The organism is Streptomyces sp. NPDC059002, assembly GCF_042740435.1.
Classification (GTDB): Bacteria; Actinomycetota; Actinomycetes; order Streptomycetales; family Streptomycetaceae; genus Streptomyces.
Map to the genome: position 1 here is coordinate 286,079 of NZ_JBHYJI010000003.1, position 19,983 is coordinate 306,061.

The following is a 19,983-nucleotide window of genomic DNA, read 5'->3' on the forward strand; positions in this document are numbered from 1 at the left end:
CTCACGAGAGCACGGCGGCGTACCCGCCGAGCGCGGCCAGGGTCTCCACCGCGCCGTGGAACCGGATCCGGCCGTCCGCGAGGACGAGCACGTCGTCGCAGGCGCCCGTGATGTCCTCCATGAGGTGGGTGGAGACCACGACGGTCGCCGACTCGCCGATGGTGCGCAGGAGCTGATGGAAGTGCGCGCGCTGCGCCGGATCGAGCCCGGTCGTCGGCTCGTCGAGGAGCAGCAGGGCGGGGTCGTTCACGATGGCCTGGGCGATGCCGACGCGCTGCTTCATGCCGCCGCTGAGCGTACGCAGCCTGGCGTCGAGGCGGTCGGCGATCCCGACGCGGTGCGCGGCGTGCTCGACGGCCGCGGGCACCTCGCGGGCGGGCACGTCCTTGAGCCAGGCCGCGTAGCCGAGGAACTCACGGGTCGTGAAGTGCCGGTAGACGCCGAACTCCTGGGGCAGATAGCCGAGACGGCGGCGTACGGCGATGAGGCCCGCGTAGTGCGAGGGATCCTCGCCGAGCAGGGTGAGCCGCCCGGCGGACGGCTCGGCGGCGGTGGCGAGGACCCGGATCAGAGACGTTTTGCCCGCGCCGTTCGGGCCGAGCAGGCCGTGCACGCCGGGAGCAAGACGCAGATCGATGCCGTCGACGGCGGTACGGCGGCGATGACGGACGGTCAGGGAACGGGCGACGATCACGGGCTCGGCTCCTTGGGAGACACGGCGGGGGGCGGGTCGGGCGACCGTTCCGGGGCCGACCCCGACGTCAGGATGAACCCGGCGACGAAGTAGAACGCGAGGAAATAGCCGCCGACGGCGAGGGCGGGGACGACGATCCGCAAGGGCAGCAGCCGGCCCAGCGCGAACGCGACGAACGAGCCGAGCCCCACGACGACGCCGAAGCTGACGCCGAACACGAGGAACTCCTCCAGGCCGGTACCTGGCGTGGCGAGCAGCCACGGGAGCGCGGCGGCGACCGGCCACAGGGTGGCGGGGGCGGCGGCCAGCAGGAAGCGGTGCGTCGTCGACCGTACGGCGGTGTGGCGCAGCCAGATCGTCCGGGAATGGCGCTCACGGGCGCCGTGCCAGCCGGCGTGGACGAGGAGGGAGGGGGTGGCGAGCAGGCCGAGGTTCGCCAGCCACGGCTGGGTGTCGCCCGTCGTGCGCATCGCCCCCGCCCACAGGGCCATGGCCAGGAACGCCTTTGCGGCGGGGCCGCGGCGGAGTTCCGTGAGCAGGGGGCTCGTGCGGGCTCGCCGGGACAGGTCACGGCTTGCGCCTCCGGCACGGGTGTGCGGCGCGATGGCCCGCAGCGGGAGCAGCCTCACCGGCCCGGCCCCGCCCCGTCGAAGGAGTGGCGGCGGGCGTACAGGACGGCGCAGCAGGTCAGGGCGATCGCGGTCCAGGTGCCTTGGGCCACTGTGTCCATGAGGGGGCGCAGTGCCCCCTGCGCGGCTTCGCCGAAGGGAGGGCGCAGGTCCCGGCGTACGGCGAGGCGACCGGCCAGCGGCACGCCGACGGCGAGGAGCCAGCCGCCGCCCGTCAGCACGGCGGCGGGCCCGCACCCCAGCCACGAGCCGAGCGCCAGAGTCGCGAGGGCCATGCCCAGCGCGGGCAGCAGCCACGCCGCCGCGCTCAGGGCACCGTCACCGCTGGGCAGCAGGAACCCCGTCAGCGTCAGCAACGGCAGGCAGACCGCGAGGACTTGACCGGACCGCCACAGGAGCAGTTTCAGGCCGCCGGACGGCGTCACCGAGGCGACCTCGTGGAAGGGATCGGCGCGCGGCCCGTAACTCATCGCGACCCCGAGCAGCGGCAGCAGCGGCGCCCCCATGAGGAGCAGCGGAAGCAGCCCTCCGGTGCTCAGCTCGCGGGACGCGGCGAGTCGCGCGAGGACGACCCCCGCCGCACAGACGGCGAGCAGCGCCGCCGCCCAGGACCAGCGCAGCGCGGGCGCGGCCCGCAAGGCGGACAGCGCCCGGGCGCGCGGCCCGGACCGGACGGCCCCGGCACCCGGCGCGGGCGCGTCCGCCGGGGCCCCGGAGAGGACCGCCGCGAGCACGCGCGCGTGCACCCCGTCGAGCCGCGCCCCGTACGGCCCGCCGCGCACCTCCCGTACGAGCAGGCCCGTGCAGTGGTCGCAGGCGTCCAGATGCTCCTCGGCGGCGTACAGCGCGGCGTCCGGGAGCGTGCCGAGCGCGTAGCGGGACAGCCAGGAGCGGGGCAGGCAGCCGGGCCGCGACGGCAGCGGCACGGCGGGCGGGGATGCGGCGGGTGGTGAGGTCATCGAGGGTCCCGGTTCCTTCTCCTTCGGTTCCGTGTCAGGGCTATCGGCCGAGGCCGGGGATCGGTTCCGCATCGTCACCCCCGGACTCCCGCGCGCCGTCCAGCACGCCGAGCCGGACCCGGAGTTCCTCGCAGCCCCGGCTCGCCCGGCTCTTGACGGTGCCCTCGGACACGCCGAGCCGTACGGCCGTCTCGCGCACGCTGAAACCGTCGATGTAGCGGAGGGTCAGGACCTGCCGGGCCTCGGGGGACAGCATCGCGAGGGCGTCGCCGACGGACGTGCCGGTGAGCGTGGAGCCGAGCGCGGTGTCCTCGGCGGACGGCGCGACGAGCGGCCGCTCGTGCCAGGACCGCTCCTTCTCGCGCCGGGTGAGCGCGTCCTGCCGCCCCCGGCAGCGGAGTTGGTCGATGAGCTTGCGCTGCGTGATGGTCCAGAGCCAGCCGCGCGCGTTGGTGTCCCGGAAGGTGCGCGCGCCGTGGTGCACGGCGATGAAGGTCTCCTGGAGGACGTCGTCGACGATGTGCGGCGTGATGCGGCGGTTCAGCAATCTGGCCTGCAGCCAGGGGCTGTTGCGTGTCATCAGCTCCCGCAGCGCGCGGGTGTCGCCCGCCGCGACGGCCTGGATCAGCCGTGCGTCGTACGAGGATCGGCCTGCCTCGTGGGCCGGATGTCCCGCCTCATGGGCCGGAGTTGACGTCATGGTGCCCCGATGCTTGGTTCGCGGTCCGCGGCCTCCCCAGCCGCGGCGACAAGTGCAGTCACGCACCGCTATCGGTTGCATGCTCTGTGTTGGTTCCGCGTCGGGGGAAGGGGCGTGTTGCTGCGTGGGGCTGGGGGTGGGTGTGCGCGGGCCCCTGCGGGGGGCTTGGGGGGTGTTCTGGTTGCGTTGTGCCCGCGGGGCTGTGGGGGCTTGTTGCGCAGTTCCCCGCGCCCCTTGCGGGGCTTGCCTCGTCGTTCCCTGCGGCCCTTACGGGGCTCCCCGGGAGGGCGGGCGCGCGCAGCGGTCAGCGGAAGGCCGTGTCCGAGCCGAGGTCCTTCACCTGGTCCAACTCCTCGATCCGGGACAGGAAATGGGCCCGGATCCAGTCGAACGCCTCGGCGCCGAGGGGGAGTCGCAGGGGCGGCTCGTCGAGGCCGACCGCGGCGACGATCGCCGCGGCGCCGCGGTCGGGGTCGCCGGTCTGGGTGCCGTGCGTGGCCTCCAGCGCCTTGCGGGCGGGCGCGATGATCTCGGCGTAGTCCTCCATCGGCGTGCCCCAGCGCAGCGAGCGTCCGCCGAAGTCGGTGCGGAACGGGCCGGGTTCGACGACGGTGACGCGGATGCCGAGGTGGGCGACCTCGGCCGCGAGGGCCGCGGAGATCCCTTCGAGGGCGTACTTCGTGCCGACGTACGCGGTGCCGCCGGGGCCGGGGACCACGCCGTTCACGGACGACATCTGGACGATGCGGCCCGACCGCCGCCTCCGCATCAGCGGCAGGACGGCGCGGGTGACCGTCATGACGCCGAAGACGTTCGTCTCGAAGTTGTCGCGCAGCTGGTCCTCGCTCAGTTCCTCGAAGGCGCCGAGGAGGCCGTACGCGGCGTTGTTCACCAGGACGTCGATCCGGCCGAAGGCATCCTCCGCCGCTGCCACCGCGGCCCGCACCGAATCGGCGTCGGTCACGTCCAGACGCAGGGCCCTGACCCGGTCGGGCGCGAGTGCCACGAGGTCGTCGACGGCGGCGGTGTCCCTGGCGGTGGCCGCCACCCGGTCGCCGTGCGCGACCGCGGCACGGACGAGCGCCCGCCCCAGGCCCGAGCTGGTTCCGGTGATGAACCAGACCCGGCCGCCCGCTGCCTCGTCCGCCCCGTCGCGCTGCTCGGTCATCATGCTCCCCACCTGCGATGTCGTCGTGATTGCCGCGAGGAACCCTAGGTGCGGCCCCGGGGCGATGGACAACGGGTTTTCCGTGATCGCTCACAGCGAACACGCTGTGGGGAACATCGTGGAGCTCATAAGCATTGAGTCGGTACAGCTCAACTTGAATGCCGAAGGGGAGATCATGTCTGCTGAGTCCGCCGCGTACGCACCGCTCACTCTGCCCGTGCTGCCGCTCGACGACGAGGTCGTCCTGCCCGGCATGGTGGTGCCGTTCGACCTGTCCGACGCCGACGTACGAGCCGCGGTGGAGGCGGCACAGGCCGCCGCCCGGTCCAGTGGTGAGAGCAAGCCGAAGGTGCTGCTTGTTCCGCGGATCGACGGGACGTACGCGTCGACCGGTGTGCTCGGCACCGTCGAGCAGGTCGGACGGCTCTCCGACGGCGACCCGGGCGCCCTGATCCGCGGCCGGAGCCGGGTGCGCATCGGCGCCGGGACCACCGGCCCCGGCGCGGCCCTGTGGGTCGAGGGCCTGAAGATCGACGACTCGGTGCCCGAGCCTTCCCCAAGCTCTCAACTCCGTTCGAGCAGGGGAGGCCCCACCCCGGGTGCCGTCACCGAGCTCGTCAAGGAGTACAAGGCGCTCGCCACCAGCTGGCTGAAGAAGCGCGGCGCCTGGCAGGTCGTCGACCGCGTCACGCAGATCGACGACGTCTCCGCGCTCGCCGACAACAGCGGTTACTCGCCGTTCCTCACCACCCAGCAGAAGGTCGAACTCCTGGAGACCGAGGACGCGGTCGCCCGCCTCAAGCTCGCCACCGAGCAGCTGCGCGAGCACCTCGCCGAGCAGGACGTCGCCGAGTCGATCGCCAAGGACGTGCAGGAGGGCGTGGACAAGCAGCAGCGCGAGTTCCTGCTGCGCCGCCAGCTGGACGCCGTGCGCAAGGAGCTGCGCGAGCTCAACGGCGACAGCAAGGACGCAGCCGAGGAGTCCGACGACTACCGCGCCCGCGTCGAGGCGGCGGACCTGCCCGAGAAGGTCCGCGAGGCCGCCCTCAAGGAGGTCGACAAGCTGGAGCGCGCGAGCGACCAGTCGCCCGAGGGCTCCTGGATCCGCACCTGGCTGGACACCGTCCTCGAACTGCCGTGGAGCGAGCGCACCGAGGACGAGTACGACATCAAGGGCGCCCAGGAGATCCTCGACGCCGAGCACTCCGGCCTTCAGGACGTGAAGGAGCGCATCACCGAGTACCTCGCGGTGCGCAAGCGCCGCTCGGACCGCGGTCTCGGGGTCGTCGGCGGGCGCCGCGGCGGCGCCGTCCTCGCCCTGGTGGGCCCTCCGGGCGTCGGCAAGACTTCGCTCGGCGAGTCCGTCGCGCACGCCATGGGCCGCAAGTTCGTGCGGGTCGCGCTCGGCGGCGTGCGCGACGAGGCGGAGATCCGCGGACACCGTCGTACGTACGTGGGGGCGCTGCCCGGGCGGATCGTGCGGGCCATCAAGGAGGCCGGGTCGATGAACCCGGTCGTGCTCCTCGACGAGATCGACAAGGTGGGCTCGGACTTCCGGGGCGACCCGGCGGCCGCGCTGCTCGAAGTCCTCGACCCGGCGCAGAACCACACCTTCCGCGACCACTACCTGGAGGTCGAACTCGACCTGAGCGACGTGGTGTTCCTCGCCACGGCGAACGTCCTCGAAGCCATCCCGGAGGCCCTGCTCGACCGCATGGAGCTCGTCCGCCTCGACGGCTACACCGAGGACGAGAAGGTCGTCATCGCCCGCGACCACCTGCTCCCGCGCCAGCTGGAGCGGGCGGGTCTGGACAAGGACGAGGTGGTCCTCGACGAGAGCGCGCTGCGCAAGCTCGCGGGCGAGTACACGCGCGAAGCGGGCGTACGCAACCTGGAGCGGTCCGTCGCACGGCTGCTGCGCAAGGTCGCGGCCCAGCACGAACTGGGCGAGCGGGAGCTGCCGTTCACCGTCACCGACGAGGATCTGCGGGGCCTGATCGGGCGGCCGCACCACGTGCCCGAGTCGGCGCAGGACCCGGCCGAGCGGCGCACCGCGGTGCCGGGCGTGGCGACCGGGCTCGCGGTCACCGGGGCGGGCGGCGACGTCCTCTTCGTGGAGGCCTCGCTCGCGGACCCGGAGACCGGGGCGTCGGGGCTCACGCTCACCGGTCAGCTCGGCGACGTGATGAAGGAGTCGGCGCAGATCGCGCTGAGCTTCCTGCGCTCGCACGGCGCCGAACTGGAGCTGCCGGTCGGCGACTTGAAGGACCGGGGCGTGCACATCCACTTCCCGGCGGGCGCGGTGCCCAAGGACGGGCCGAGCGCGGGCGTCACGCTGACGACGGCCCTCGCGTCGCTGCTGAGCGGGCGGCTTGTCCGTACGGACGTGGCGATGACCGGTGAGATCTCGCTGACCGGCCGGGTGCTTCCGATCGGCGGCGTGAAGCAGAAGCTGCTCGCCGCGCACCGCGCCGGGATCACCACGGTGATCATCCCGAAGCGGAACGAGCCGGACCTCGACGACGTACCCGCCGAGATCCTGGAGAAGCTCGACGTGCACGCGGTCACGGACGTCCGGCAGGTGCTCGAACTGGCCCTCACGGAGGCCGAGGTGAGGGTCCCGGCCGCCGCGTAGGCCCGCCGCGCGGCCACGGCGAGGAGCGGCCTGCCCCGGCACCGGGGTGGGCCGCTCCGTCGCGGGCTCAGCCGTTGGCGAGCGCCACCACCCTGTCGAGGGCGCCGTTGAACTTGTTGTGGTCACCGACCGTCGGCCCTGACGAGGTGTACTGCCACATCGTCTGGAAGCCCCAGCCGGCCGGGAGTTCGCCGGGGCTGGTGTCGTAGCGGGCGATCCACAGCGGGTTGCTGGCGCCGAAGCCGCTGTAGTTGCCGGTGCACTGCTTCCACCAGCTGGTGGCGGTGTAGATGACGGCGTCGCGCCCGGTGCGGGACTTGTAGGTGGTCAGGAAGTCCCTGATCCAGCTCACCATCGCGGACTGGGACTTGCCGAAGCAGGCCGCGCCGTACGGGTTCCACTCGATGTCGAGCGCGCCCGGCAGCGTCTTGCCGTCGCGCGACCAGCCGCCGCCGTTGCTCGCGAAGTAGTTGGCCTGCGTGGCGCCGCTGGAGGTGTCGGGGGTGGCGAAGTGGTACGCGCCGCGGATCATGCCCACGTTGTACGAGCCGTTGTACTGCTGGGCGAAGTAGGGGTTCTTGTACGAGGTGCTCTCGGTGGCCTTGACGTAGGCCCACTTCACTCCGCTGTTCCACAGCGTCGACCAGGCGACGTTGCCCTGGTGGCTGCTGACGTCGACGCCCTCGGTCTGGGTGGCGTCACCGCCGGCGGGCAGGCCGCCCTGGCCGTCGTGTTCGATGACGCCCTGGCCGAGCCGGGCGGTGCCGCGGTCGGGGACGTCGTCCGCCTGGGCCGCCGTGGGGAGCGTCAGGAGGAGGGAGAGGGCGGACAGTACGGCGAGGAGAACCGCCGCCGGCGACAAGCGCGAGCGGCGGGCCGGTCCGGGTCTGTGCACGGGCATGTGCGTGCCTCCGAAGGCCTCGGTGGTGCTCGGTGGGGACCTGTCGACATGTAGTGGTGTGAACATGTCACTTGAAAAGCTACGCACGTAGACCGGTGTGAGGGAAGAGGGCGATGGTTCTGCCGTTGGTCCACTCCACTGACGGCACCGGAGGGGCGGCACCGTCCCGACCTTGCGAAATACTGGTCAGGCCGCTGTCATGACGGCTGCGGAGCGAGGGTCATCCGGCGATAACTTTCAGAATCGGGAAAGCGGGACATGGGTGCTGCAGAAGAGGGCGTGACGGGCGGTGCGCGGGACGGCGCCGAACAAGGGGTGGACAGTGAGTTCCTCGCCCTCGAACGGGAGTTGTCCCTCCTGATGCGCCGCGCACGGGCCTCGTCCGGCGAGATGGCCCGCCAGGTCCACCCCGACCTGGAGCCCGCCGCCTACGGCCTGCTCGTCTGCCTGGACGACGCGGGCCCGCAGCGGGCCACCGACCTCGCCGCGTACATCGGCGTCGGCAAGGCCACGATGAGCCGCCAGCTGCGCGCCCTGGAAGAACTCGGCCTGGTGGCCCGCGAACCCGACCCCGCCGACGGCCGCGCCTGGCTCATCCAGCTCACCCCCGACGGCCGCACCCGCTTCCGCACGGTACGGGCCGGCCGCCGCGCCCAGTACGTCCGCCGCCTCGCGGGCTGGGACCGCTCCGAGGTCGCCGAACTCGCCCGACTCCTTGGCCAGCTGAACGCGAGCGCGGACACGTGAGCGGCGCGAAGCCCCTGCTTACGGTTGTCCCTTCCTCATGCGTCTCAGGATGAAGGTGAACCATGCCCAGAAAAGGGCGAAGCCTGCGACGACGATCCATCCCCGGGGTTTTCCCATGGACAGAGTCATGATGGTGAAGAGTACGACCCCTAACAGGGCGAAAATGTTCAGCCTCTTCCGGGTTCCACCCCAGCAGGTCACGTGCTAGCCGGCAGCCCATTCGACGACACTCGAGGCTGCTTCGCCCGCTCCCCATGAGCCGGCGAAGCAGACCGCCTGACCGCCCACGGTCGACGCTCCGGCCGTCGGAACGGTGCCGCCCAGCATGACGGCTTCGCAGCCGACGAAGAAGAGGCCGCCGCCGTTGAACCCGGCGACGTCACCCCACATCCCGACCGCGTCCCCCGAGGCCAGTTTCGTGAAGGCACTGACACCGTCGCCGACCCACCCGAGCGCGTCCACTCCGCCGCCGACCGCGTCCACCAGCGCGCCGATGCCGGGTGGCGCGCTTCACGCCTCGCAGTGGCACGGGTGTATTTACGCTGCCTCTGCCCTTCTGGAGTGGACGACATGGGCACCGCGACGACCGGTCGCGGTGCCCACACCGTGCGAGAGGTGACTACTTCGCGCCGAAGACGACCGCCAGCGGCTGCTTCTCCTTGTAGACCTCGGAGGGCTCGCTGACGTGGTCGGCGCCCAAGTAGAGGCGCTCACCGGCGAACAGGAGCCGGCGGTCCGTCTCGAAGCGGGCCTCCATCTCGTAGCTCGCGCCCGGGTTCTGCATGACCTTCGTCTTCTTGTACGTGGCCGGGTCGATCCGCCAGACCGCGCCGCCCGTCTCCCCGACGATGTCGGCTTCTTGGTACGCGACGACCTTGCCGCCCGCGTCCATCCCGACCGGGATCAGCCTGCCCGCGGCGGTGCCCTGGACCGTGCCCTTCTTCTTTCCGGTCTTCAGGTCGAGGGCGACGATGTCGTTGTCGCCCTCGGAGCCCGCGCCGGGGTCCCGCGTGCCGATGAAGAGCGTGCCGGACTTCCTGTCGACCGCGAGCTGTGTGCAGTCCGTGACGTTCGTGGTGGCGCACTCGGCGTCGTACTTGCCGTACTTGCCGCCCTTCGTGCCGATCGAGCCGAGCAGCTTGCCGCGCGGGGCCGTGTCGTCGACCGTCAGGAACTCGGTGATGCCGGAGCCGCCGGGGGAGTCGCCGTCGTCGACCGCGACCACCAGCGGTTCCGCGGAGACCACATGGGCGTCCTCGATGCCCTGCTCGAACGCGTACGCCGACTTCACCGCGCGCGTCGCGGGCTCGACGGTCTGCAGGGTGAGCTTCGGGTGGTCGGTGTCGCCGCAGTCGCGCACCACGACCAGCTTCTCGTCCTCGCCCGCGAAGCCCTTCGCCGGGCACTTCTCGTCCTCGGTGGTGGCGGGCGACCACAGGGGCTTGCCGCCCGTCGTCCAGCCCGCGCTGCCGCCGGTGCCCGCCGCGGCGACGGTCCCGCCGCCGATGGTCACCTCGTCGAACATCTGGCGGCCGCCGTAGGTGTCGCGGCCCTGCTTCTGCCAGAGCAGCTTGCCCTTGTTGAGATCCACGAGGCCCACTTCGGTGCAGACCGCGGGATCGTCCTTGTCGTTCTTGAAGAGGACCGCTATCAGGCCGTCCTTGGTGGCCTGCGGCGACGACCAGCAGACCTCTCCGCCGAGCGGTATCTGCCACTCTGCTTTCCCGCCGGTCAGCGGATATCCGGACAACTTCTTCAAGTCGGCCTTCACGAAGTTCTTTTCCGTGGTCCACATCCCCATCGCGCCGGCCATCTCGCTCACCTTGGGGGTGGGCACCTTGCCCAGTAACGCCGCGTCGACGGCCGAGGACCCCGAACCGCTGCCACCCCCGTCGCCGTCGTCCTGCTCGCCCGATCCGCAGCCGGTGACGGCCAGCGCGGCGGCGAGCACCGCGCCGAAGATGACTGCCCTGCGCGACATTCAATTCCCTTTCATGCGTGGGCGCTCGGCCGGATGTGGCCGGGCGGCTCCCTCGGCTCCAGATCCTTCCCTTCTACGGTTCGGAATTTCAACTCCGAATTCCTTATCTCTGCTTCAGTTGAAATGTTCTCGGGATGAGGAAGGTGAAGGGGATGGGGAGAGGGGGGAATTGATGTCGTGCCGTTTCTTCTCGATCGTGGGTGCTTTGAAACGCGGAAACGTGGGGCGGCCGACGGTTCTCAGAACTCCGTGTACATCACCTCTCAGAACTCCGCGTACACCACCGCCGCGTCGTCGTGCCGCTTCCCGCGCGGGAAGTTCACGCCGTCCGGGTCCGCAGACTCCAACTCCCGTACGCGGTCGATCAGGTGCTGCGGGCCCTGCTTGCGCAGCAGGGTGAAGCAGTCGGCCCAGTCGCCCTCGCGGAACGCCTCGACCCAGCGGCCCGCCCCGTCGGTGAGGGCCGCCACCGCCGTGACGTCCGCCCTGGGGGATACGCCGGTGACCGCGTGCAGGGCGGCCGACGGGTCGGCGGCGGCGGTGTAGAAGCCGTCCTCGGCGTTGCGCAGCGCCTCGACCGCCGCCGCGTAGGCGCGGCCCGCCACATCGCGCTCGGCGGAGCCGCGCGGCAGGGCGCGCACCTGGTCGCGCAGGGCCCGCACGGCGGGCGGCAGTTCGGCCAGGCGCCGGTCGAGCACGGCGGTCACCCCGGTGTCCGGTCCGGCGAGGAGGAGTGCCGAGTCGGAGAGGACCAGATGCTCGACGCGCTCCGCGTCCCACCGCACGAGGACCACGGTGGCTTGAGGTGTACGTGGGTGAGAAAGGTCACAGGTTGAACTGTGGGCGTCGGCGGTACGCGAGATGGACGCCGCGAGGACCTCAGGGAGCGTCATATCCCGGAGTGAAACGGACAGTTCGTTCAGTGCGCCGCCGAGTCGCGCGGTGAACCAAGGGACGGAATGCAGACAGCCCACCGACCCCTCGGGCGGCGTGACGCCGTCCAGGAGGACGAGCGATCCGCCCTGTCCGGAAGCGGGAAGCGCGACCGACGCGTAGTCCTCGTTGGGGCGTGCGGGGTCGCCTGGTTCGGTGGCGAGTTCGATACGCATTCGGCCAGTCTGCACGAGCCCTTCACAAGGCCCACCAGACGCCGCAAAGCGGTGGAGGATTGGCCTGTACCGGCAGGTCACGCGCCGGAATTCGACCGGAATGATCACCTCCGACGGGGTGTGGCGGCGCATCCTGCCAAAGCCTGTGGGCGACGTCCAACCGGCGCACCGCGCGGGCGGGATGCCCGGGGATCCGGGACTTGCCCGCCAACTCCCCGCCGATGTTCACTCCTTCGGGTGGCCGGGCAGGCGATGCGCGACTGCCACTCACCGGCACTGGAAGGGTCAGGAGCCGTACCGGGGGCGCGCTCGTGTTGACAGATCGTCACCCGGGCCAAGGGCAGACGAAAAACCAAGAATGCGAGCACCGGTGCAGAAGATGCGGCCTGGGCGCAAAGGCAAGCAGTCGGCCTCCCAAGGGGCCACGCCGGGCGCGACCACACCGACCGAGCGTGTGCCGGAGCGCACCGCCACGGACCCCTCGGCAGCCCCGCACGCGGCCTCCGCACCGGCTCCCTCTGAGGGCTCCTCCGCGACTCCGTCAGGCTCCTCTTCGCCGTCCGCCGCCGCACCCGAACCGTCGCCCGTGGCGAGTTCCCCCCTCCCCGCGCCGCCCGTCAACAAGGCGCCCACCGCCCGCGTGCGCAATCGGCTGATTGTCGCCGTCGCCGTCGTGGCCGCCGCCATCGCGGGAGCGGGCGCGCCCGCCATCGTCGCCGCGTCCGGCGAACTGAACGACGCACAGCGCCTGGTGACGCTCGCCGAACAGACCCAGCAGGCGGTCTCCCTCGGCCACTCGCTCGCCGACGAGCGCGACGAGGTCACCTCCTTCATCGCCTCAGGACGACCCCGGGGCAAGGGCCTCACCGAGAGCCGCAGCGCCCGCGTCGACCGGCAGATCGACGAACTGCGCGACGCCGAGGCCCCGGCGGGCCTGCGCGACGACCTCGCCGACATCGCGGCCGTCCGCAGGGAGGCGCTCACCGGCAAGAGCACCGCCCTCGAAGCGCACGAGGCGTACACCAAGGTCATCGCCGAACTCCACGGCCTCACCCGCGACCTGGCCGAGCAGCTGCCGCCCGGGGCGGACAAGGGCGCGCTCGCCCTCTCCGACCTCGACCACGCCGTCGAACAGGCCGCCGCGACCCGGGGCCTGCTGCTCGCCGCGCTCGACGTGCCGGGCTCCACGTCCACGTCCACCGTGGACCCGGTCACCGGCCTGCCCACCACCACGGGCGGCTCCCCGGCCGACGACAAGCGCCGCGACGAGCTCAGCGCCGCCGCCCAGCAGGCCCACGTCCGCGAACTGGCCGCCCTCGCCGACTTCAGCGACACCGCGGGCGACGCCGCCCGCGCCACCTACGAATCGACCGTCACCGGCTCCGAGGTCGGCACCGCCGAGAAGTACCTGGCCCGCCTCACCGACGAGGCCACGCTCTCCCCGGCCGAGCAGCGCTACGACCGAAAGAAGGTCGACGCCGCGCTCTCCGCCCGCATCGAGACCATGCGCGGCGCCGAGTCCGCCCTCGGCGTCCAGCGCACCAAGCAGCTCGCCCAGCTGCGCGACGACGAGGTCACGGAGCTGGAGATCCGTGTCGCGCTCGTCGGCGTCTGTCTGCTCGTCGCCGTCGGCGTCTCGATGGCGACGGCCCGCTCGCTGACCCGCCCGCTCGCCGTCCTGCGCCTCGGCTCGGCCCGCCTGGCCACCGAGCCCGCGCCGCAGGAGCCGATCCGCTTCACCGGCCGCGACGACGAATTCGCCCAGGTCGTACGCTCCGTCAACGCCCTGCACGGCCACGCGGCCGCCCTGCACGAGCGCATCACCACCCTTGAGGCGGACCGCAAGCACCTCATCGGCCGACGCGAGTCCATGGCCGACGAGCGCGAGGCCCTGCGGGCCGAACTCGCCGAGGCCGCCGCGCACTTGGAGCGCGTACGCCAGTCCATCCACGGCACGTACGTGAATCTGGCGCTGCGCACCCTCGGCCTCGTGGAGCGCCAGCTCGCCGTCATCGAGAACCTGGAGGACCGCGAGCAGGACCCCGACCGGCTCGCCACGCTCTTCAAGCTGGACCACTTCGCCACGGTCATGCGCAGGCACAGCGAGAACCTCCTGGTCCTCGCGGGCGCCGAGCACGGCCACCAGCACCCCGGCCCCGTCCCGCTGGTCGACGTGGTGCGCGCCGCCGTCTCCGAGATCGAGCGGTACGAACGCGTCCGCATCGCCACTCTGCCGCCGCACGCGCACGTCGCGGGCTTCGCGGCGGACGACATCAGCCACCTCACCGCCGAACTCCTGGAGAACGCGACGTCGTTCTCGCCGCCGGACGCCTCTGTCGAGGTCTCCGGCTGGCTCCTGGAGAGCGGCGAGGTCATGCTCTCCGTCCAGGACGAGGGCATCGGCGTCACCCAGGACCGGATGCGCGAACTCAACGCCCGCCTGTCGGACTTCGATCCGGACGCCGCGTACGACCAGGAGAACGGGGACGGACTAGGACTCGGCCTCTACGTGGTCGCCAGGCTCGCCGCGCGGCACGGCGCCCGGGTGCGCCTCAGGGAGCAGAAGCAGGGCGGCATCGCGGCGGTCGTGGTGCTGCCCAAGTCGATCCTCGCGGCGGCGCCTTCGCTGGCGGGGGCGCCTTCTGCCGCTCTTGTCCCGCCACGGGGCGGGGATGCGCCGGTGCATCTTCCCGGGTCCGAGGCCGAGGCCAACTCCAATGTGCTGCCCGGGCGGTTGGTGGCCGCCGGGGAGGATCCGCTGATCGCTGCGGCGGAGCGGACGGTGGAGTCGGCGCTGCCCAAGCGGTCTCCGGAGCCTGAGTCGAAGCCTGCTCCCGCGTCGGAGACGACCATGGAGCTTGTCCCGCCGCCTCCGTCCCCTGAGCCGGAACCGGCGGCTGTGCCCGAGCAGTCCGCCCCCGAGCAGGAGGCCCCCGAGCAGGAGGCCCCCGAGCCCCCCAAATGGGAGCGCGTCACCGACAAGGGGCTGCCCAAGCGGACGCCGAAGATCACCACGCCGTCGGTCGCCGCGCCCAAGCCGCGGGGGTCCGTGGACGCGGAGGCGCTCCGGCGCCGCCTCGGCGGTTTCCACCAGGGCGCACTGAGCGGCCGACGCGACGTGGAGGCCGAAATCGCCGGAGAACCGACGGACGGGTCGATACCGTCGGAACGTAACGAAAAGAACGCAGAAGCCGCAGACGTAATGGGGGAATCAGTCGAGGAGGCAAGCAGTTGACTGCGCCCATGCGCACGCCCAGTTCTTCCGCCGAAGCCGGAGCCACCGGCGTCACCACCGCGGCAGGCCCGTCCACCGGCGACGCCGCGGACGCCGCACCGACCGTGTACGGACTGAGCAGCGAAGCCCGCAATCTGCACTGGCTGCTGACCAACCTCGTCGAGGAGGTACCGGGGCTGCTCTCCGTCGCCGTGGTCTCCTCCGACGGGCTGCTGCTGCTCTCCTCCGACCCCGGGCGCAACGCCGAACGCCGCCCCGCCACCAGCCCGTCGGGCCCCAAGGGGTCGAGCGCCGACCTGGCCACCATCGTGTCGGGCCTCGGTTCGCTCACCATCGGCGCCGCCAAGCTGATGGACGGCGGCGCGGTCAAGCAGACCGTCGTCGCGATGGAGGAGGGCAGCCTCTTCGTCATGTCGATCAGCGACGGCTCGCTGCTCGGCGTGCACGCGACACCGGACTGCGACATGAGCGTCGTGGCGTACCACATGGCGCTGTTCGTCGGCCGCGCCGGGCACGTCCTCACCCCCGAACTCCGCAGCGAACTGCGCCAGTCGATGGAGAGCGCCCGATGAGCAGCAGGAGCAGCAGCCGTACGACGCCGAAGCTGCCGCAGCGCGGCGGTGACCGAAAACCCGCTCGGGTCCGGCCCTACTCGCTGACCGGCGGACGGACGAGGTTCGGGCACGTCCTGCTCGTTGAGACGTTCGTGGCCAGCAACGCCGCGCTCGAAGCGCCCGAGGAGCGCCTCGAACTGCCCAAGGGCACGCTCTCCACCCGTGTCATGCCGGAGATGCGGGCGATCGTCGAGATCTGCCGCCGGATGCGTACGGTCGCGGAGATCGCCGCGCTCCTCAAGATGCCGCTCGGCGTGGTCCGCGTCCTGCTGAGCGACCTCGCCGACCAGGGAAAGATCCGCGTGTACGGAACGGGCCACGGCCCGGGACAGCCCGACCGCGCACTGCTGGAAAGGGTGCTGAGTGGACTCCGCCGTCTCTGAACTCCTCGAGGACGAGGGTCAGTTGCAGGCCTGGCAGACGGACAGGTCGCGCGCCCCGATCGCCACGAAGATCGTGGTGGCCGGCGGCTTCGGCGTCGGCAAGACGACGCTGGTCACCGCCGTCTCCGAGATCACGCCCCTCCAGACGGAGGCGCTGATGACCCAGGCCAGCGCCGAGACCGACGACCTGAGCGGGACCCCGGAGAAGACGACCACCACGGTCGCCATGGACTTCGGCCGCATCACGCTCGACGACGACCTGGTGCTCTATCTCTTCGGCACGCCGGGCCAGCAGCGCTTCTGGTTCATGTGGGACGACCTGGTGCGCGGCGCGATCGGCGCCGTCGTGCTGGCCGACACCCGCCGTCTTTCCGACTGCTTCCCGGCGCTCGACTACTTCGAGAGCTGCGGGCTTCCGTACATCGTGGCCGTCAACCACTTCGACGGCAGCGAGGAGTTCGAGGTCGCCGATGTGCGTGAGGCCCTGACGGTGCCGGCGCACATACCCGTGCTGATCATGGACGCGCGGCAGCGGATCTCGGTGATCGAGTCGCTGCTCTCCCTGGTCGGCCACGCGCTCGACGCCACCCCTGAGTAAGAGCCCCGAGGAAGAGAAGGACCCGCCATGCGGAAGATACTTGTCGTGGGAGCCGGTCAGTCCGGGCTCCAGATCGCCCTCGGGCTCCAGGCGCAGGGGTACGAGGTCACCCTGATGTCCAACCGCACGGCGGACGAGATCCGGTCCGGCCGTGTCATGTCCACGCAGTGCATGTTCCACGCGGCGCTGCAGCACGAGCGCGACATCCAGGCCAACTTCTGGGAGTCGCAGGCCCCGAAGATCGAGGGCGTCGGCGTCTCGGTCGCGGGCCCGGACGGCGCCCGCGTCATCGACTGGGTCGGCAAGCTCGACGGGTACGCCCAGTCCGTCGACCAGCGCGTGAAGATGGCGGGCTGGATGGAGACATTCGCGCAGCGCGGCGGCCAGCTGGTCATCCACGGCGCCGCGGTCTCCGACCTCGACTACTTCTCGCGCGCCTACGACCTGGTGCTCGTCTCCGCGGGCAAGGGCGAGCTGGTCTCGATGTTCGAGCGCGACGCCGCCCGCTCGCCGTTCGCCGAGCCGCAGCGCGCCCTGTCCGTCGCGTACGTGCACGGCCTCGGCCCGCGCCCCGAGCACCCCGAGTTCGACGCGGTCCGCTGCAACCTCGTGCCCGGCGTCGGCGAGCTGTTCGTCATGCCGACGCTCACCACCTCCGGCCGTGCGGACATCCTCTTCTGGGAGGGCGTCCCCGGCGGCCCCCTCGATGCCTTCCAGGGCATCAAGGACCCGAGCGAGCACCTGGCGCTCACCCTCGAACTCCTGGAGAAGTTCCTGCCCTGGGAGTACGCGCGCGCCACGAAGGTCGAACTGACCGACGCGGGCGGCACGCTGGCCGGGCGGTACGCCCCCACCGTGCGCAAGCCCATCGGCCGCCTGCCCGGCGGCGGTCTGGTCCTCGGTGTCGCCGACGTCGTCGTCGCGAACGACCCGATCACCGGACAGGGCTCCAACTCGGCGTCCAAGTGCGCCGCCTCGTACCTCTCCTCGATCGTCGAGCACGGCGACAGGCCCTTCGACGAAACGTGGATGCAGTCCGCGTTCGACCGCTACTGGGACACCGCGCAGTGGGTCACCAAGTGGACCAACGCGATGCTGGGCGCCCCGCCCGAGCACGTCCTGAACATCCTCGGCGCGGCGGGCCAGCTGCAGCCGGTGGCGGATCGTTTCGCGAACGGCTTCAACGACCCCGCCGACTTCGAGAACTACTTCTACGACCCGGAGAAGGCCGCCGCCTACCTGGAGTCGCTCGCCCCCGGCGTCTGATCGCCGCCGAACCCGAGGTCGCTGCCGTCGGTGGCGCCCTCGGGCAGCTTCGGCGGGGTGTACCCGTGCATGGCCGTGCCTTCGGGGTCGGGCCGCACCGCGCCGAGCACCGGGTTCGCCGCGATCGGGGACACCTTGACCCGGGCCCCCGGACGAGGTGCCTGGACGACCATGCCGTCGCCCAGGTACATCGCCACATGCGTCGCCTTCGGGAAGTAGACGACGAGATCGCCGGGGCGCAGCTCGGACAGCGGGATGCGGGGCAGCCCGGCCCACTGCTCCTGGCTGGTCCGCGGGATCTCCCGGCCCGCCTGCGCCCAGGCCCGCTGCGTCAGGCCCGAGCAGTCGTACGTGTCCGGGCCCTCGGCCCCCCACTCGTAGGGGCGCCCGATCTGGCGTACGGCGAAGTCGAGCGCGCCGTCGCCCTGCCGTGACGGCACCCGTGCGGCCTGGCCGCCGCTCAGCGCGCCGGACTCCAGGAACTTCCGCTGGGCGTCGGCCGTCCCCGAGTCCTCCGCCGCCCGCAGCGCGGCCAGCTGATCCGTGGTGAGCGCGGCGAGCAGCTCCTCGACCTCCTTGAGCTGCCCGCGCACCTCGTCCCGCTGCTTCTTCTGCCGCCCGGCGAGCGCCACTTGGGCGTCGAGCGCCTTCTTCGCCGCGCCCGCGAGCTCGTCCGCCTTCTTCTCGCCGCCGACGAGCCGCCGCACGGTGGCGGCCCGGCCCGCGGCCACGCGCCCGATCACATGACCCTGGTCGAGGGCGCGCTGCGGGTCGCGGGCGAGCAGCAGGCGTACGTAGGGGGAGATGTCGGTGGCGCCCTGGTACTGCTGCCGGGCCATCCGCCCCGCGTCGCCCCTGCTGTCGCGGACCGAGGCGCGCGCCCTGGCCAGCTTCTTCTGGAGGTCCGCGGCCTTCGCGCGCTGCGCCTTCAGCTTCTCCTCGGTCGCGTTGTACGTCTCCGATGCCTCTTCGGCGGACTGGTAGAGGCGTTGGAGGTCGCTGAGGAGGTCGGCGACGGGGCGGGCCCCTGGGCCCGGAGCGGGGTCGGCTCCCGCCGGGGTGGTGGCGGCGAGCAGGGACCCGAGCGTGGCTCCCGTGCAGATCCATCGCAGCAGCGTTCTTGACACCTCGTCACCTCCGGTGCGGGCCGGGACGTCCGGCGCGCACCGTGAGCATCGGGCCGGGTGTCGGGGTCCGCCTCCGGGCGGTGGGCGGGTGGCGCAATGAGGTCACTCGTCCAGGGCGGCGCGGCGTGGCGTGCTTGCCTGCGGGTGCGTCGTGGCTTGTCGCGCAGTTCCCCGCGCCCCTTACGGGGCCCTCAGCTCTTGTTCGGCTTGGACCACGGCCACTTCAAGCCGCCGTCCTTGTCGCCGTCGGCGTCGTACTCGTAGTGCCACTTCGGGGTCAGGGCGAGGCGTTTGCCGGTTTCGGCCGCCACCCGGCGGTACACGAGGACGGTGGGCGGGCCGCCCGCGTCGTCGGGGACGGGGACGCGGTACACCTTCGGCGGGTGCCCGGTCGGGCCGAGCAGGACGGGCAGCACGCGGCCGTCCAGGGGGCCGCCGACAAAGGGGGTGTCTTCGCTCTTCACGGCACCAGTGTCACACCGGGGGTCACAGCAGGTGCGCCGCGTCGCTGACCACGGGGAGCACGCGCCGTGCGAGGTCGCCCACGGGGCCTTCCCGGGTCTCCAGGCCCAGCGCCCACCGCACGACGTCCGCCGTCTGCGGATCGCGGCCCGCCGTCGCCACGAGCACCGCCATGAACTGCTCGACCAGCATGTCCCGCAGCTCGTCCAGCGGCGGCTGCTTGTCCTCGTCGAGCCAGATCAGCGAGGCCGCCTCGACCGCCGTGATCCACATCCGGACGGTCATCCGCAGCCGGGGCCCGGGCTCGGGCACGTCCAGGTGGGCGAGGATGTGCTCGGCGGCGGCCCTGCGCACGCCGTCCACGATGGCGGTCGTCCGCGAGGTCTCCACGACGCTGCCGCCCTGGAGGAGCGCGCTGAACCCCGTGTCGTGCTGGTCGACGAAGGCCAGATACCGGTCGAGGGCGTGCGAGAGCCGCTGGGTGAGGGGTCCCTCGGGGGGCTCCGCGAAGCACTGCTCCAGCTCGTCGGCGGCGGACCGCAGCGCGGCCTCGTACAACTGCTGTTTGCCGCCGGGAAAATAGCGGTAGACCAGCGGCCGCGAGACCCCGGCCGCCTCGGCGACGTCGTCGAGATTGACCTCCTCGGGCGCGCGGTGCGCGAAGAGCGTCAACGCGGACTCCAGGAGCTGCCGCCGCCGCGCTTCGACGCTCAGGCGGCGGTAGGCACGGGTGGCGGCAGGCGAGGACATGCCACGAAGCGTAACTCGGGGTGCG

The 19,983-nt window shown here is 71.8% G+C and carries 19 protein-coding genes; 7 read left to right on the top strand and 12 right to left on the bottom strand.

What is annotated here, in order from left to right; translation table 11 throughout:
* Position 1 precedes the first annotated feature (1 nt).
* The 5 genes from ACFWZ2_RS05020 to ACFWZ2_RS05040 all read right to left on the bottom strand — a co-directional run bounded on the left by ACFWZ2_RS05020 (position 2) and on the right by ACFWZ2_RS05040 (position 4,153).
* Positions 2-694: an ATP-binding cassette domain-containing protein gene (locus ACFWZ2_RS05020; RefSeq protein WP_384541927.1), complete on the bottom strand. Its 693-nt coding sequence runs from the start codon at positions 692-694 to the stop codon at positions 2-4.
* Positions 691-1,323: a hypothetical protein gene (locus tag ACFWZ2_RS05025; protein ID WP_384541930.1), complete on the bottom strand. Its 633-nt coding sequence runs from the start codon at positions 1,321-1,323 to the stop codon at positions 691-693. The genes ACFWZ2_RS05020 and ACFWZ2_RS05025 overlap by 4 nt, the downstream gene beginning before the upstream one ends.
* Positions 1,320-2,282, bottom strand: coding sequence for a zf-HC2 domain-containing protein (locus ACFWZ2_RS05030; protein WP_384541932.1), 963 nt, complete (start codon positions 2,280-2,282; stop codon positions 1,320-1,322). The genes ACFWZ2_RS05025 and ACFWZ2_RS05030 overlap by 4 nt, the downstream gene beginning before the upstream one ends.
* Positions 2,283-2,322: 40 nt before the next feature.
* Complete coding sequence (locus ACFWZ2_RS05035; RefSeq protein WP_384541935.1) at positions 2,323-2,982, bottom strand: RNA polymerase sigma factor; 660 nt, start codon at positions 2,980-2,982, stop codon at positions 2,323-2,325.
* Positions 2,983-3,286: 304 nt separating this feature from the next.
* Complete coding sequence (locus ACFWZ2_RS05040) at positions 3,287-4,153, bottom strand: oxidoreductase (protein ID WP_384541937.1); 867 nt, start codon at positions 4,151-4,153, stop codon at positions 3,287-3,289.
* A 172-nt stretch (positions 4,154-4,325) separates the two neighbouring features.
* Here ACFWZ2_RS05040 and lon point away from each other — a divergent pair, with 172 nt between their 5' ends.
* Complete coding sequence (gene lon, locus ACFWZ2_RS05045) at positions 4,326-6,785, top strand: endopeptidase La (protein WP_384541940.1); 2,460 nt, start codon at positions 4,326-4,328, stop codon at positions 6,783-6,785.
* A 67-nt stretch (positions 6,786-6,852) separates the two neighbouring features.
* On the opposite strand, the gene ACFWZ2_RS05050 is transcribed toward lon, so the two are convergent.
* Positions 6,853-7,686, bottom strand: coding sequence for a lysozyme (locus ACFWZ2_RS05050; RefSeq protein ID WP_384541943.1), 834 nt, complete (start codon positions 7,684-7,686; stop codon positions 6,853-6,855).
* A gap of 258 nt (positions 7,687-7,944) precedes the next feature.
* On the opposite strand from ACFWZ2_RS05050, the gene ACFWZ2_RS05055 reads away from it, so the two are divergent.
* Positions 7,945-8,433, top strand: coding sequence for a MarR family winged helix-turn-helix transcriptional regulator (locus ACFWZ2_RS05055; protein ID WP_384541945.1), 489 nt, complete (start codon positions 7,945-7,947; stop codon positions 8,431-8,433).
* A gap of 204 nt (positions 8,434-8,637) precedes the next feature.
* Here the strand turns inward: ACFWZ2_RS05055 and ACFWZ2_RS05060 are convergent, their stop codons facing one another.
* The 3 genes from ACFWZ2_RS05060 to ACFWZ2_RS05070 all read right to left on the bottom strand — a co-directional run bounded on the left by ACFWZ2_RS05060 (position 8,638) and on the right by ACFWZ2_RS05070 (position 11,523).
* Positions 8,638-8,916 (bottom strand): hypothetical protein, encoded by a 279-nt coding sequence (locus tag ACFWZ2_RS05060; RefSeq protein ID WP_384541948.1) that lies wholly within the window; start codon positions 8,914-8,916, stop codon positions 8,638-8,640.
* A gap of 136 nt (positions 8,917-9,052) precedes the next feature.
* On the bottom strand, positions 9,053-10,414 hold the full coding sequence (locus ACFWZ2_RS05065; protein ID WP_384541951.1) for a hypothetical protein: 1,362 nt from the start codon (positions 10,412-10,414) through the stop codon (positions 9,053-9,055).
* A 263-nt stretch (positions 10,415-10,677) separates the two neighbouring features.
* Positions 10,678-11,523 (bottom strand): hypothetical protein, encoded by an 846-nt coding sequence (locus ACFWZ2_RS05070; RefSeq protein ID WP_384541954.1) that lies wholly within the window; start codon positions 11,521-11,523, stop codon positions 10,678-10,680.
* Between the two features lie 358 nt (positions 11,524-11,881).
* On the opposite strand from ACFWZ2_RS05070, the gene ACFWZ2_RS05075 reads away from it, so the two are divergent.
* From ACFWZ2_RS05075 to ACFWZ2_RS05095, 5 genes are read left to right on the top strand one after another with little or no spacing between them, the layout of a single operon-like run.
* Positions 11,882-14,758, top strand: coding sequence for a nitrate- and nitrite sensing domain-containing protein (locus ACFWZ2_RS05075; RefSeq protein WP_384541956.1), 2,877 nt, complete (start codon positions 11,882-11,884; stop codon positions 14,756-14,758).
* The gene (locus ACFWZ2_RS05080; RefSeq protein ID WP_384541958.1) at positions 14,755-15,330 is read left to right on the top strand and encodes a roadblock/LC7 domain-containing protein; all 576 of its coding nucleotides are present in this window, start codon (positions 14,755-14,757) and stop codon (positions 15,328-15,330) included. Before ACFWZ2_RS05075 ends, ACFWZ2_RS05080 begins: the two co-directional genes overlap by 4 nt.
* Positions 15,327-15,755: a DUF742 domain-containing protein gene (locus ACFWZ2_RS05085; protein ID WP_384541960.1), complete on the top strand. Its 429-nt coding sequence runs from the start codon at positions 15,327-15,329 to the stop codon at positions 15,753-15,755. Before ACFWZ2_RS05080 ends, ACFWZ2_RS05085 begins: the two co-directional genes overlap by 4 nt.
* Entirely contained in the window at positions 15,736-16,353 is a 618-nt protein-coding gene (locus tag ACFWZ2_RS05090) for an ATP/GTP-binding protein (protein ID WP_384541963.1), read from the top strand. Before ACFWZ2_RS05085 ends, ACFWZ2_RS05090 begins: the two co-directional genes overlap by 20 nt.
* A gap of 27 nt (positions 16,354-16,380) precedes the next feature.
* Positions 16,381-17,619, top strand: a complete 1,239-nt coding sequence (locus ACFWZ2_RS05095; protein WP_384541966.1) for a styrene monooxygenase/indole monooxygenase family protein — start codon at positions 16,381-16,383, stop codon at positions 17,617-17,619.
* Here the strand turns inward: ACFWZ2_RS05095 and ACFWZ2_RS05100 are convergent.
* The 3 genes from ACFWZ2_RS05100 to ACFWZ2_RS05110 form a co-directional block, all read right to left on the bottom strand.
* On the bottom strand, positions 17,589-18,746 hold the full coding sequence (locus tag ACFWZ2_RS05100; RefSeq protein ID WP_384541968.1) for an NlpC/P60 family protein: 1,158 nt from the start codon (positions 18,744-18,746) through the stop codon (positions 17,589-17,591). The two genes, ACFWZ2_RS05095 and ACFWZ2_RS05100, sit on opposite strands and share 31 nt — an antisense overlap.
* A gap of 191 nt (positions 18,747-18,937) precedes the next feature.
* Positions 18,938-19,210, bottom strand: a complete 273-nt coding sequence (locus ACFWZ2_RS05105; protein ID WP_384541971.1) for a hypothetical protein — start codon at positions 19,208-19,210, stop codon at positions 18,938-18,940.
* Between the two features lie 22 nt (positions 19,211-19,232).
* Positions 19,233-19,958 carry a TetR/AcrR family transcriptional regulator gene (locus ACFWZ2_RS05110; protein WP_384541974.1) on the bottom strand — a complete coding sequence of 242 codons (726 nt, stop codon included), beginning with the start codon at positions 19,956-19,958 and terminating at the stop codon, positions 19,233-19,235.
* Positions 19,959-19,983 lie beyond the last annotated feature (25 nt).

Excerpts from the sequence above, each read along its gene's own strand:
- ACFWZ2_RS05040 (WP_384541937.1), bottom strand. The coding sequence starts at position 4,153 with ATGATGACCGAGCAGCGCGACGGGGCGGACGAGGCAGCGGGCGGCCGG.
- ACFWZ2_RS05035 (WP_384541935.1), bottom strand. The coding sequence starts at position 2,982 with ATGACGTCAACTCCGGCCCATGAGGCGGGACATCCGGCCCACGAGGCA.
- ACFWZ2_RS05050 (WP_384541943.1), bottom strand. The coding sequence starts at position 7,686 with ATGCCCGTGCACAGACCCGGACCGGCCCGCCGCTCGCGCTTGTCGCCG.
- ACFWZ2_RS05070 (WP_384541954.1), bottom strand. The coding sequence starts at position 11,523 with ATGCGTATCGAACTCGCCACCGAACCAGGCGACCCCGCACGCCCCAAC.
- ACFWZ2_RS05095 (WP_384541966.1), top strand. The coding sequence starts at position 16,381 with ATGCGGAAGATACTTGTCGTGGGAGCCGGTCAGTCCGGGCTCCAGATC.
- ACFWZ2_RS05085 (WP_384541960.1), top strand. The coding sequence starts at position 15,327 with ATGAGCAGCAGGAGCAGCAGCCGTACGACGCCGAAGCTGCCGCAGCGC.
- ACFWZ2_RS05110 (WP_384541974.1), bottom strand. The coding sequence starts at position 19,958 with ATGTCCTCGCCTGCCGCCACCCGTGCCTACCGCCGCCTGAGCGTCGAA.
- ACFWZ2_RS05065 (WP_384541951.1), bottom strand. The coding sequence starts at position 10,414 with ATGTCGCGCAGGGCAGTCATCTTCGGCGCGGTGCTCGCCGCCGCGCTG.
- ACFWZ2_RS05075 (WP_384541956.1), top strand. The coding sequence starts at position 11,882 with ATGCGAGCACCGGTGCAGAAGATGCGGCCTGGGCGCAAAGGCAAGCAG.
- ACFWZ2_RS05030 (WP_384541932.1), bottom strand. The coding sequence starts at position 2,282 with ATGACCTCACCACCCGCCGCATCCCCGCCCGCCGTGCCGCTGCCGTCG.
- ACFWZ2_RS05055 (WP_384541945.1), top strand. The coding sequence starts at position 7,945 with ATGGGTGCTGCAGAAGAGGGCGTGACGGGCGGTGCGCGGGACGGCGCC.
- lon (WP_384541940.1), top strand. The coding sequence starts at position 4,326 with ATGTCTGCTGAGTCCGCCGCGTACGCACCGCTCACTCTGCCCGTGCTG.